General features: G+C 36.1%; 8 protein-coding genes. 5 read left to right on the top strand and 3 right to left on the bottom strand.

Going from position 1 to position 13,856, the window contains the following annotated elements:
* The first annotated feature begins 52 nt into the window (after positions 1-52).
* Positions 53-658, top strand: a complete 606-nt coding sequence (locus SCB73_RS08410; protein ID WP_320569606.1) for a hypothetical protein — start codon at positions 53-55, stop codon at positions 656-658.
* Here the strand turns inward: SCB73_RS08410 and SCB73_RS08405 are convergent.
* A complete protein-coding gene (locus SCB73_RS08405) occupies positions 653-1,357 on the bottom strand; it encodes a porin family protein (protein ID WP_320569605.1) in 705 nt (234 codons plus the stop codon). The genes SCB73_RS08410 and SCB73_RS08405 overlap by 6 nt on opposite strands.
* Positions 1,358-1,581: 224 nt before the next feature.
* On the opposite strand from SCB73_RS08405, the gene SCB73_RS08400 reads away from it, so the two are divergent.
* The 4 genes from SCB73_RS08400 (at position 1,582) to SCB73_RS08385 (ending at position 7,904) form a co-directional block, all read left to right on the top strand.
* Positions 1,582-1,935, top strand: a complete 354-nt coding sequence (locus tag SCB73_RS08400; RefSeq protein WP_320569604.1) for a hypothetical protein — start codon at positions 1,582-1,584, stop codon at positions 1,933-1,935.
* A gap of 159 nt (positions 1,936-2,094) precedes the next feature.
* On the top strand, positions 2,095-4,302 hold the full coding sequence (locus SCB73_RS08395) for a TonB-dependent receptor (RefSeq protein WP_320569603.1): 2,208 nt from the start codon (positions 2,095-2,097) through the stop codon (positions 4,300-4,302).
* A gap of 218 nt (positions 4,303-4,520) precedes the next feature.
* A complete protein-coding gene (locus SCB73_RS08390; protein WP_320569602.1) occupies positions 4,521-6,629 on the top strand; it encodes a prolyl oligopeptidase family serine peptidase in 2,109 nt (702 codons plus the stop codon).
* A 279-nt stretch (positions 6,630-6,908) separates the two neighbouring features.
* Positions 6,909-7,904 (top strand): Gfo/Idh/MocA family protein, encoded by a 996-nt coding sequence (locus SCB73_RS08385; RefSeq protein WP_320569601.1) that lies wholly within the window; start codon positions 6,909-6,911, stop codon positions 7,902-7,904.
* Between the two features lie 230 nt (positions 7,905-8,134).
* On the opposite strand, the gene SCB73_RS08380 is transcribed toward SCB73_RS08385, so the two are convergent.
* Positions 8,135-9,100 (bottom strand): outer membrane beta-barrel protein, encoded by a 966-nt coding sequence (locus tag SCB73_RS08380; RefSeq protein ID WP_320569600.1) that lies wholly within the window; start codon positions 9,098-9,100, stop codon positions 8,135-8,137.
* 177 nt (positions 9,101-9,277) lie between these two features.
* Positions 9,278-13,816, bottom strand: coding sequence for a DNA polymerase III subunit alpha (dnaE, locus tag SCB73_RS08375; protein WP_320569599.1), 4,539 nt, complete (start codon positions 13,814-13,816; stop codon positions 9,278-9,280).
* Positions 13,817-13,856: the final 40 nt, after the last annotated feature.

Genomic DNA, 13,856 nt, shown 5'->3' with positions numbered 1-13,856 from the left:
GCGAAAACCATTATTTCATTATATTTGTTGAATACCCACAAATAACCGCGTTTTGAAAAAAATATTGCCTTTATTCTCTTATATCTTTCATCCGATTTTTATTGCGATGTACGCCACATTATTTTATCTTTTTTGCAAAGAAGACGCATTCTCAAATAATGAGAAATACTTTGTTTTATTTCAAATTCTGATTATTACGATTTTAGTTCCAGTTTTGTTTTTCCTGCTGTTAAAATCAACTGGGCATGTGACTTCTATAATGGTTCATGAAACTTCGCAACGAAAGATTCCTTTGATCCTTCAGTGTTTTTTATATATTTTATTAGTTAAACGAAGCATAATCATTACGCGTTATCCAGAACTGCATTTCTTTTTTCTGGGCGCTTTGTTCACGACAATTTTAGCTTTGGTTTGTTCTTTATTTAAAATTAAGGCAAGTCTGCATGTGGCCGCAATTAGCGGTTTTGCCATTTTTGTAATTGGAATGAATATGCATTTGCAAATGCAAAATCCATATTGGCCAGCGCTTTTAATTTTATTGACCGGAATTGTTGCCTCATCGCGATTAGAAATGCAGGCACATACTTCAAAAGAAATTTTTATTGGATTATCAATTGGTGTTTTGCCACAATTGCTCTTCTTATTTTTATGGCTATAAAATATAGAAGATAAGTCCAACATTCATAGCTCTCATTTTTACTTTTTCGCCAGAAATTGTGGAAACCGAATCAAATAAAGGATTTAAGCCATAATAGGCATAAATATTCCAGGTGTTGTAACCCGTTGCGAGGTAAATTCCGTATTGAAATGTGTTGACATCTGGATTATTTTTTATTTTATACGTATTTTCTCCATCGTCTAAAATCGATTTGCTCGAGAAAATATAACTCATTTTTACACCGCCGTAAACCCTCCAAAACTTCGTACTTTCATAAGTCGAATTTCTCCATCTAAATTCAATTGGCAAATCGACAGAATATTGTCTGAATCGATTGGAAACAAATTCATCATAATCATTGACGCCATAAATCGGCGCACCATTTGTATCTTCTGAAACTGTAAAATTTTGGTAAAAGTTTTGATAAGTCAATCCAAATCCGGCCGCAATGGCAACCGTTCTTTTTTTGTTGATTGGCATATCGCGTAAAAAACCAGCAGAAAGTCCAGCAGAAAACTTATCCTGTTTCAGTCTTTCAGGCGTATTCACCAAAAGATTATAAGTCAATGAAAAGTAAAACTGATCTTCACGATACAACGAATCAATTTTAATTACTGGCTTGATTTCAGGTTTCACTTCTTGCTGCGAGAAGACATTCAAAAATGAAACAAAAAACAAACAAGTAAAAAATAATCGCATATCGAATTTTGGTTTTAGAGAGGTTTTCAAGCTTAAACGTTTTTTGCCGTAAGTTTATTTTACATACAAATATAATATAATGCCAGTTGAAGATACGATTTGAAAACAATTATTCTCTTTTTCAGGGCGAACAAAGGCATTTGTTGCGCTTTTTTCAATAAATCTGCAACAGAAATCGAAAAATAACCCATTTTTTCAATCCGCTTTTATACCTTTGCCTTTGCATGAAAAGAAAACAGCTCATATTAAGTGTTTCGATGACGCTGACAATATTGTTCACGATATTGTTTCAGTCGTTGCACAGTTTTGAGCACATTGTAAAACAACTTTCAGAAAAGCAGTGTCATCACGCTTACAATGATCCAAGCGGCGAAATAACGCATCAGCATCACAATTACGACTTATGTTATGTTTGTAATTTTGCTTTTGGAAGTTATACTCCAGCCGAAATCTTCTCTTTTCAATTTCACACTTTTCATTACGAAATTCCTTATTTCTTTTCGTTTTCAGAAAATGCACGTTCATTTTCAAAAAGCGTTTATTTACTTCGGGGACCTCCTGTTGCTTTAGTTTCTTAGATTTCGATTATTCGGAAAAAAATCACATTGCTTTCAATTTAAATTCAATTAACATTGAGTTTTCTAATCCTATTGCAACAATTAGGATCAGAATACTTTGCTGTTTGCTTTGGTTTTTATTTGGAAGCGAAAAACAATTAACTATAGCATCATTTTCAAATGAAAAAAATACTACTAGCCCTAATTTTGGGGTTCTCGAGCATGATTTCTGCTCAAAATTCGGTTTCAGGAATTGTTACCGACAATCAAAATCAGCCAATGCCGGGCGTTTCTGTATATGCGCCAGAATTACATAAAGGAACCACAACAGACGCAAAAGGAAAATACGAATTGAACAATCTTCCAAACGGAAGTCTGCGACTTGCCTTCAATTTTGTAGGTTATGCCAATCAAAATCAAACTATTGCAAAACTTGCAAAAGAAAACACTTTAAACGTTACACTTTTACAATCAATTATGGAGATGGATGAAGTAGTCGTTTCCACTCCATTTAACAAATTGCAATCGCAAAACGTAATGAAAATCGAACACGAAAGCATCAAAACATTGCAACAAAAAGGAACTTCTACTTTGATCGAAGGTTTGGCGACTATTCCTGGAGTTGCTCAGATTTCGACCGGAACGTCAATTGGTAAACCTGTAATTCGTGGACTTAGCGGTAATCGTGTTTTAGTGTATTCTCAAGGCGTTCGAATAGAAAATCAACAATTTGGAGACGAACATGGTTTAGGATTAAATGATGCCGGAATTGAAAGCGTTGAAGTGATCAAAGGACCTGCTTCGTTACTATATGGTTCTGATGCATTAGGTGGTGTTTTATATTTTAACCCCGAAAAATTTGCTGATGCAGGAACTTTCAAAGCAAATTTCAGCCAAAAATATTTTACTAATACTCAAGGAAGCAATTCATCAATTGGTTTAAAAACTTCTACCGATAATTGGAAATTTTTAGCACGTGGAAGCTACAATACACATTCTGATTACAAAATTTCAGGAGGTGATCGCGTGACAAATTCCCGTTACAATGAAACCGATTTTAAAACCGGAATTGGATACAGTAATTCTAGCTTTTCAAGCGTTTTGAGATACAATTACAACAAATTAGATATTGGAATTCCAGAAGACGGAATTGCAGAACAAACTTCCAGCAAAGACACTGAATTTCCAAGACAGGGAATTTTCAATCATTTACTAAGTTTGAACAATGTTGTGTTTTTTGAAAACTCAAAACTGGATGTTGATTTAGGTTATATTGCCAATGACCGAAGCGAATTTGAAGACAGCAACAAAGCTTCTCTTCACATGAAATTGAATACTTTCAACTATAATGCAAAATATCATTTCCCGAAATTCGGAAAAATTGAAACTATTTTAGGGGTTCAAGGAATGCATCAAACCAATACAAATTCGGGAGAGGAATATTTGATTCCGGATGCGACAACGAACGACTTTGGTGTTTTTGGAACGGCAAATTACGAATGGGACAACAGCGTTTTACAAGCCGGATTACGTTTTGACAATAGAAATATTACTTCAATTGCACACGGAACAGAAGGTGAAGAAGGTTATTTTCAGGCATTGGACCGATCATTTGATAGCTTTAACGCTTCTTTGGGATACAAAACAAAATTGGCAGAACCTCTGACACTTCGCTTAAATGTTGCGTCAGGATTTAGAGCGCCAAATTTAGCCGAATTGACTTCAAACGGCGTTCACGAAGGAACAAATCGATATGAAATTGGAAATGCAAATTTAAAAACAGAACAAAACGTTCAGACTGATGTTAACTTAGAATATAAAAATTCGCATTTTGAGTTTTTCATCAACGGGTTTTACAATCACGTGAACAATTACATTTATACTTCGCCAACTGGAGAAATTTTAGATAATAATGATGTATTTGCTTATGTTCAGGACAATGCCAAATTATTTGGTGGTGAAGCTGGACTGCATATTCACCCACATCCGTTAGATTGGTTGCACTTTGAAACTAGTTTTGAAACGGTTACAGGCAAAAAAGACAATGATGATTATCTGCCTTTAATTCCGGCAAATAATTGGAACAACACGCTTAGAACCGAATTTAACATCAAGAATTGGCTAAGCGAAGGTTTTGCTTCATTGAATGTTTCATCGACTTTTGATCAATCAAATGTGAGCGGATTTGAAACAGCTTCTAAAGGTTATACTTTGGTGAATTTAGGTTTTGGAGGAACAGTTAAATTGGGAAAAACTGCTTTTGATGTGAACTTAAACGGAAACAATTTATTCGATAAAAAATACATTGCGCATCTTTCAAGACTGAAAACAGATGGTATTCCAAATATTGGAAGAAACATCGTTTTGGGCGTTAATTTCAATTTGTAATTTTTATTTAACCGCAAAGCACGCTAGGTTTTTTTTAGCTTAGCATTTAAAAAATCTCGCAAAGACGCAGAGACGCAAAGTTTTAAAATTTCTTTGCGACTTCGCGACTTTGCGAGATTAATATTGAGTGCTTTACATAAACTCTTGCGTACTTTGCGGTTAAAAATTCAGCAATGACACAAAAAATGCTATTTTTGTTAAAACCGACAAACTTAAATATGAAAAAAACATTTCTACTAATGGCGATTACAACAGCAGGAATTTCATTTGGACAAAATAAAATTCAATATCCGCAAACCAAAAAAGGCGAAACTGTCGATGTTTATTTTGACACAAAAGTTAGCGATCCGTATCGTTGGCTGGAAGATGACAAATCTGCCGAAACTGGAGCTTGGGTTAAAGCCCAAAATGACGTTACATATGGTTATTTAGATAAAATTCCGTTTCGTGAGGAACTTAAAAAACGAATGGAAAAACTTTGGAACTACGAAAAAATTGGCGCTCCATATAAAGAAGGGAAATATACTTATTATTCTAAAAACAATGGACTTCAGAATCAATCTGTTGTTTATAGAAAAGATCAAAATGGCAAGGAAGAAGTTTTCTTAGACCCGAATACTTTTTCTAAAGACGGAACAACTTCGCTTGGTGGATTGGATTTTTCTGAAGATGGTTCAAAAGCCGCTTATGCAATTTCTGAAGGCGGAAGCGACTGGAGAAAAGTAATTATTATTGATGCGGTTTCTAAAAAAGTTTTAGAAGACACTTTGGTTGATGTAAAATTCAGTGGGATTTCTTGGCACAAAAATGAAGGTTTCTATTACTCAAGTTATGACAAACCAAAAGGAAGCGAACTTTCTGCAAAAACAGATCAACATAAATTGTATTTCCACAAACTGGGAACTTCTCAAAAAGAGGATAAAGTAATTTTTGGTGCCGATCAAAAAAGAAGATATGTTGGCGGTTATGTAACGGAAGACAATCATTATTTAGTGATTTCTGCAGCCAATTCTACTTACGGAAACGAATTGTACATCAAAGATTTGACTAAACCAAATAGCCCAATTGTGACTATTGTTGACAATTTCAACAGCGATAATAGTATTATTGAAAATGAAGGAAGCAAATTGTTCATCGAAACCGATCTTAATGCGCCTAACAAACGTGTGGTTACAGTTGACGCTGCAAATCCGAAACCAGAAAACTGGAAAGATTTCATCAAAGAAACAAAGGATATTTTGTCGCCTTCAACAGGAGGAGGATACTTCTTTGCTAATTATACAAAAGACGCAGTTTCTTTTGTACAACAATATGATTATAGCGGAAAATTAGTTCGTGAAATCAAACTTCCAGCTGTTGGAACTGCTGGCGGATTTGGCGGAAAAAAGAATGAAAAAATCCTTTATTACAGTTTTACAAATTATACAACTCCAGGAAGCATATATTCTTTCGAGCCAAAATCAGGTAAATCTGAAGTATATGCAAAACCAAAAGTAGATTTCAAAAGCGAGGATTACGAGTCAAAACAAGTTTTTTATACTTCAAAAGACGGCACAAAAGTTCCGATGATTATTACCTATAAAAAAGGAACAAAATTAGACGGCAAAAACCCAACTATCCTTTACGGTTACGGCGGATTCAATATTAGCTTAACGCCAAGTTTCAGTATTGCCAATGCAGTTTGGATGGAAAACGGAGGCGTTTATGCCGTTGCTAACTTAAGAGGTGGCGGTGAATACGGCAAAAAATGGCACGATGCAGGAACAAAACAACAAAAACAAAATGTGTTTGATGATTTTATTGCTGCTGCAGAATATTTAATTGCACAGAAATACACCTCATCTGATTATTTAGCTATTCGCGGAGGATCTAACGGAGGTTTATTAGTTGGTGCAACTATGACGCAGCGTCCTGATTTGATGAAAGTAGCTTTGCCGGCAGTTGGAGTTATGGACATGCTTCGTTACAACGCTTTTACTGCAGGTGCAGGATGGGCTTTTGATTATGGAACTGCTCAAGACAGCAAAGAAATGTTCGAATACTTAAAAGGCTATTCACCTGTTCATAATGTAAAGCAAGGAACGCATTATCCAGCAACTATTGTAACGACAGGTGATCACGATGATCGCGTAGTTCCTGCACACAGTTTTAAATTTGCTTCTGAATTACAAGAAAAACAAGTCGGAGAAAATCCAGTTTTGATTAGAATTGATGTTAAAGCTGGTCACGGAGCAGGAAAATCTGTTGCAGCTACAATTCAAGAAAATGTAGATATTCAAGCTTTTACACTTTACAATATGGGTTTCAAAGCTTTGCCTTCGAAATAAGACTTTAAACTACGTTTTTATTAGCCACGAATTCACGAATTATTTTCTGAATATCGTGGCTTTTTTATTTTGCCACTAATTACTAGAATTTCCACTAATTTTTTTTTCTATTTGCCACAGATTAAAAGGATTTTCACAGATTATAAAAGTAAACACATAGAGATTAAAATCATTTTAATCCTTTTAATCTGTGGCAAAAAAATCACAATTTAAATTAGTGGAAATTCGTGCAATTAGTGGCAAACCTTTTTTAAATTTGAAAAACTTAAAACTTAAACCATGAAAATTATAAAATGGGGCATCATTGGATGCGGAAATGTTACTGAAGTTAAAAGCGGACCGGCTTTTCAGAAAGCTCCAAATTCAGCTTTAGTTGCCGTTATGCGAAGAGATGCAGCACTTGCCGAAGATTATGCCAAACGTCACAATGTCCCAAAATGGTATTCGAACGCTGAAGATTTAATCAATGATCCAGAAGTTGATGCGGTTTATATTGCTACTCCTCCATCTTCTCATAAAGAATATACTATTTTATGTGCCAAAGCTGGAAAACCAGTTTATGTAGAAAAACCAATGGCTTTGACTTTTGAAGAATGCAACGAAATGATTAGTACTTGCAAAGAACACGATGTTCCGCTCTTTGTTGCTTATTATAGAAGAGGCCTACCTCGTTTTTTAAAAATAAAAGAAATAATAGATGAAGGCAAATTAGGAAACATTAGACATGTAAATTGTGTTTTATACCATCCTTTTGAAGCACGTTATGATGACGAAATCAATCTTCCTTGGACTGTTTTACCTCATATCTCTGGAGGCGGAATTTTTGTTGATTTGGCTTGTCATACTTTAGATTTCCTAGATTTTGTTTTAGGTCCGATAAAATCAGTTCGCGGACACGCGACTTCTCAATTACTGGCTTATCCTGCTGAAGATTCGGTTTCAATGTCATTTTTATTCGAAAACGGAATTCATGGTTCAGGAATATGGAACTTTGCGAGTTGTGAGCGCTATGACAATACTGAAATTGTTGGTGATAAAGGAAAAATTTCGTTCTCTACTTTTGGGAATGATCCAATTCACATTCAATATGCAAATGGCGAAAAAGAAAGTATTTTGATTGAGAATCCGTTGCATATTCAACAACCGTTTATTGAAACAGTTATTGCTGAACTTTTAGGAAATGGAGGTGCTTCTCCATCAAAAGGCGTTTCTGGTTCCAGAACAACATGGGTTATTGATCAAGTTTTGAAAGAGTTTAGAGAAGCTTCAAAATAGTATTTGATTGAATTGCCTCCCGCTTTAACTGGAGGAATAATTTCAAGAAAAACATAGGGCTTTAGCCAAACTAATAGTTCGGCTAAAGCCTTTTTTATTTTAATCAATCCCAACGACCTCCAGCTAAAGCAGGAGGCAATTCATTATAAAATCTTTGTCAAAATAAAAAAGAGGATATTCTTTCGAATATCCTCTTTTTCTAAACTATAAACTATAAAAACTTTGGAAAATTATAGGCTGTATTTAACTCCTAAAGTCAAACCTAAACCAGAGATTCCAACATAAGAACTTAAATCATCTGTAGCTTTTGTGCTATCAAAACCAGCAGCATTTGTAACCATACTGTTAGAATTAGCATCGATTGAACTATGGTAATTAGTGTGGTTAGCAGAATATGAAGCTGCTCTAAATGAAGTTGAAGTATTTAATTTATCTACTCCATTTTCAGTATATTCAGTAGTTTCTTTAGTTTTTCCGTGTACTGTGAAGTTACGGTATTCTAATTCAGCAAAAGCAGAAATGTGTTTTCCTAATTTATAAGAAGTACCAATAGACGCCATAAAACCAACTGTTGCATTTGGTTTAACCACATCTTTTGAATAAGCTTGAGTAGCTGCAACTTGATTAGCGCCAGCAAAACTTACGTAATCTCTTGTTGTTTTAATATCTAATGTACCATGTACTGGAACAATAACTCCAACTTTAGTATATGGTTCAAAACCATGAGCTTCACCTAAAAACATTACGATAGCTGGTGCCAAATCAAAAGCTTTGATTTGTCCTTCTGCAGTAAAACTTACGTATGTAGCAACTGTTGTATTTGGATTATATGAAATAAGTCTATCAGTTGTTTGAGCCATTGTTTTACTATTACTGATATAGTAATTAGCAGATAATTCAACTCCTAAACGTGTTGAAAAACGGTAACCTCCAGTAATTCCACTTCTGAAACCTTGTCCAAAAGAACCTGTTATACTTTCTCTTGAAACTAATTTATTATTTGTCAAAGTTCCTGAATAAACATCTCTGTTAGGAGCTTGTCCTCCAACTTCTGGAAACTCTGTTGAAGCTGTTTGGTTAAAATAAGATCCTCCTAATTTAAAATACCAGCTTTCTGGCTTGTCTGCTTTTTCTGTCTGCGCCATTGTAGCCATAGAGCAAACTAATAATCCTAATAAAAATAGGTTCTTTTTCATAATTCTGATTTAATTAATTTATACAAACTTAGAGTATTTTAACATATTCTTTTAGTCTGTACGGTTAGACTTGGAACGAAATCGTTGTAATTTCGGGCAATATTACTAAAAAAGTATTATGCATGCATATTTTTAACATTAAAATTTTACATTCCATTAAATTTTAACTGTTAAAATTTAGTTCAACTTAAAATTAATCTGCATTTTTTCTAATTCTTGCAACAATTCAGCTGAAATTTTCACCTTCAAACGTCGGCTTGGCATGGTTAATTTGGTAACAACTTTTACTTCCTCAACCTCTTTCATTTCCTTCATTTTGGCTTCACCTGAAACTGTATCGTTATCGTCATTTTCATCTTCAAAAACAGCATCTTCACTATCTTCAAATTCACTTGTAGTTTCGACTTCGACTAAACGTTTTACATTCTCAATTTCCATAATATCAAAACTCACCGTGTTATCACCTTTGTTCTCACTAAACAAACGACTCAATTTATGAATGAATTCTTCATGAAGGTCTTTGATATCTAACAATAAAATTAATTTTTTGGCAAATGCTTCGAGAATATCCTGCAACTGTCGAACCTCAACAAATTGCATTCTTGGATCTGTTTTTTTGCCTGTATCGTGATTTACCCAACCATCTTTTATCAAAATTTTTATATAAGCGAAATTGTTCTGAATCAAGAAATGGCGGAATTTCAAATATTCTTCTCCAAAAATCTTAAACTCATAACTCTCATCGTAACCTTCTAGATTGAATGCCGCCCAGCCTTTTCCGTTTTTAGCAACACGATGCTGAACATTATTGATAATTCCGGCAAACATTAGGTTTTTCCCAACATATTCATTCATGCTTTTCAGCGCTTCCAAACGAGAATTACAGAAATATTTCATCTCAAATCTAAAATCATCAAGAGGATGTCCAGAAATATAAATTCCGACAACCTCTTTTTCTTTTGCCAGTTTTTCCATTGTGCTCCAGTCTTCGCAAGGTGGCACAACAGGTTCTGCGATTTGCACCTCACTGGTTTCTCCAAACAAACTTACCTGAGATGAATTTTCATTTTCCTGAAACTTAGATCCGTAACGCATTGCTTTTTCGTAGAAAGTGATTCCGTCGCCATCGTCATGGAAATATTGCGCTCTGGTTGTTCCTTCAAAAGAATCAAAACCTCCTGCCAATGCTAAATTCTCAATCGCTTTTTTATTGGCAGCACGCAAATCAATACGTTTCGCTAAATCAAAGATTGATTTATATCTTCCGTCTTTTCTGTTTTCTACAATGGTTTCTACAGCTCCAGAACCCACTCCTTTGATCGCTCCCATTCCGAAACGAACCGCGTAATCATCGTTTACGGTAAATTTATAATACGATTCATTAACGCAAGGACCCAAAACCTGCAATCCCATGCGTTTACATTCTTCCATAAAAAACGAAACCTGTTTGATATCGTTCATGTTATTCGAAAGTACCGCTGCCATATATTCGGCAGGATAATGCGCTTTCAAATAAGCCGTTTGATACGCGATCCAAGCGTAACAAGTTGAGTGCGATTTGTTGAAGGCATAACTCGCGAAGGCTTCCCAGTCTTTCCAGATTTTCTCCAGAATCTTGGCATCGTGACCTTTTGCGGCCGCTTGCTCAACGAACTTCGGCTTCATTTTATCAAGTACGTCTTTTTGTTTCTTACCCATCGCCTTACGCAAGACGTCGGCCTCACCCTTTGTAAATCCTGCCAAAGACTGAGACAAAAGCATTACCTGCTCTTGGTAAACCGTAATTCCGTAGGTTTCTGATAAATATTCCGCACATGCATCTAAATCGTATTTGATTTCTTCGTCACCATTTTTTCTTCGAACGAAAGACGGAATATACTCCAAAGGTCCGGGACGATACAAGGCGTTCATGGCAATTAAATCTCCAAAAACTGTCGGTTTCAGATCCTTCATGTATTTCTGCATCCCAGGCGACTCGTATTGGAAGATTCCAACGGTTTCACCTCTTTGGAAAAGCGCATACGTTTCTTCATCATCAATTGGAAAAGTATCCGGATCCAGTTCAATTCCCGTTCTGTATTTTACCAGTTTTACGGTATCTTTTATCAGTGTAAGGGTCTTCAGACCCAAGAAATCCATTTTCAGCAATCCGGCACTTTCTGCAACCGAGTTATCGAACTGGGTTACATATAAATCTGAATCTTTTGCTGTTGTAACCGGAACATAGTTTGTAATATCCGATGGTGTAATGATTACCCCGCAGGCGTGAATACCCGTGTTACGCATCGATCCTTCAAGGATTTTTGCCTGCTGAATGGTTTCTCCTGCCAAATCATCTTCATTGGCAATCGCGATTAATTCTTTTACATTGTCAAATTCGTCAGAACGAAGTGCTTTTTTAACCTCTTCTTCACTCTCTGAAATAAAACGCGCCAAATTCCATTTTGACGGCATCATTCCCGGAATCAGTTTTGCAATTCTATCAGCTTCAAATAAAGGTAAATCCAGTACACGAGCCGTATCACGAATCGCCGATTTGGTTGCCATTTTACCATATGTGATAATCTGCGCCACCTGTTTTTGACCGTATTTGTTGATTACATATTCCATTACACGTCCACGACCCTCGTCATCAAAGTCGATATCAATATCGGGCATCGATACACGGTCAGGATTTAGGAAACGCTCAAAAAGTAAGTCGTATTTAATCGGGTCAATATTGGTAATTCCGAGACAGTATGCAACCGCAGATCCGGCTGCCGAACCACGGCCTGGTCCAACCGATACATCCATTTTTCTTGCCTCAGCAATGAAATCCTGTACAATCAGGAAATAACCTGGATATCCTGAGTTTGAAATCGTCATTAACTCAAAATCCAAACGTTCCTGAATCGAATCGGTGATTTCACCATATCTTCTTTTGGCACCTTCCATAGTAAGGTGTCGCAAATAAGCATTTTCACCTCGAACACCATTGTCTTTTTCGTCTTCTGGATCAACAAATTCTTCGGGGATTTCGAATTTCGGAAGCAATACGTCTCGATACAATGAATATCCTTCAACCTTATCAATAATTTCCTGAATGTTGATAATGGCTTCAGGCAAATCGGCAAAGAGTTTTTTCATCTCGTCTTGCGACTTGAAGTAGTATTCCTGATTTGGAAGTCCGTAACGGTAACCACGTCCACGTCCAATAGGTGTTGCCTGCTTTTCACCATCTTTTACGCAAAGCAAAATATCGTGTGCATTAGCATCTTCTTTATTTAAATAATAAGTATTATTGGTTGCGATTAATTTGACATCGTGTTTTTTCGAAAACTCAATCAGGGTTTTATTTACACGATTTTCATCTTCCTGATTGTGGCGCATTACTTCCAGATAGAAATCTTCTCCAAATTGTTCTTTCCACCAAATCAACGCTTCTTCAGCTTGGTTTTCACCAATATTCAGGATTTTACTCGGAATCTCTCCGTATAAATTCCCGGACAAAACCATAATATCACCTTTGTATTGCTCCACAATCTTGCGGTCAATCCTTGGAACATAATAGAAACCATCAGTATAAGCAATCGAAGCCATTTTGGCCAAGTTGTGATAACCGGCTTTGTTTTTAGCCATCAGAACAACCTGATAACCGTTGTCTTTTTTGCTTTTATCTAAATGATTTTCACAGATATTAAATTCACAACCTACAATTGGTTTCACTTCAGTTTCTGTTGGTTCTTCTCCAGCTTCAACCAAAGCTTTATTTTTTCCAGAAGCCGCTTTGTTGTGGTTCATTACAGCACTCACAAAGTGAAAAGCTCCCATCATGTTTCCGGTATCGGTCATCGCAACAGCTGGCATTCCGTTTTTAGCAGCAGCGGCAACTATATTCCCAATTCCGATAGTCGATTGAAGTACCGAAAACTGTGTATGATTGTGTAAATGTGCAAATTTTGCAGCTTTGAAATCCGCTTTATCTTCTTCTGAAACAACTGTTTGCTGACCATCTCCAGCTAAAGCTTTAAGCTGTTCTCTGATTTTATCAGAAGCCGCTTTTAAATTGATGTGTTTTAAACCAATTAACTTAAATGGCTCTGGGTTTCTTTCCTGAAAATCTTTGAAATATTCCTTCGGAACGTCAAGCTCTTCTTTGGTAAAAACCTCTCTTCTAACCAATTCTAAGAAACAACGCGTAGTTGCCTCAACGTCGGCAGTTGCGTTGTGCGCTTCCGCGAATGGCTGGTCGAAGAGATAGCTGTGTAATTCAGTCAAAGTAGGAAGTTTGAATTTTCCTCCACGACCTCCGGGAAGTTGTAATAACGATGCCGTAACTTCGGTACAAGTATCCAAAACAGGAATTGAAGCCATAGTAGAATCTACTCCCATTCTATGGAATTCGGCTCCCATAATATTAACGTCGAAACCTAAATTCTGTCCAACGATGAATTTGGTTTTGCTTAATGCAATATTGAATTTCTCTAAAACTTCGGCCAAAGTGATTCCATCGGCTTCAGCCAATTCGGTCGAGATTCCGTGAATACGTTCAGCATCATACGGAATATTAAATCCTTCGGGTTTTACCAAATAATCCTGATGCTCGACAAGCTGTCCCATTTCGTCATGAAGCTGCCACGCAATCTGTATACAGCGAGGCCAGTTGTCAGAATCGGTTATTGGGGCATCCCAGCGTTTTGGTAATCCGGTTGTTTCGGTATCGAATATTAAATACATAGAGTTGTAAAAAGTCAAATTTTTAATTCCAAATTCCAAA

The organism is Flavobacterium sp. KACC 22761 (assembly GCF_034058155.1).
GTDB lineage: Bacteria > Bacteroidota > Bacteroidia > Flavobacteriales > Flavobacteriaceae > Flavobacterium.
The sequence above is the reverse complement of the archived record's forward strand: the minus strand, read 5'-3'. Positions and strand labels throughout refer to the sequence as shown.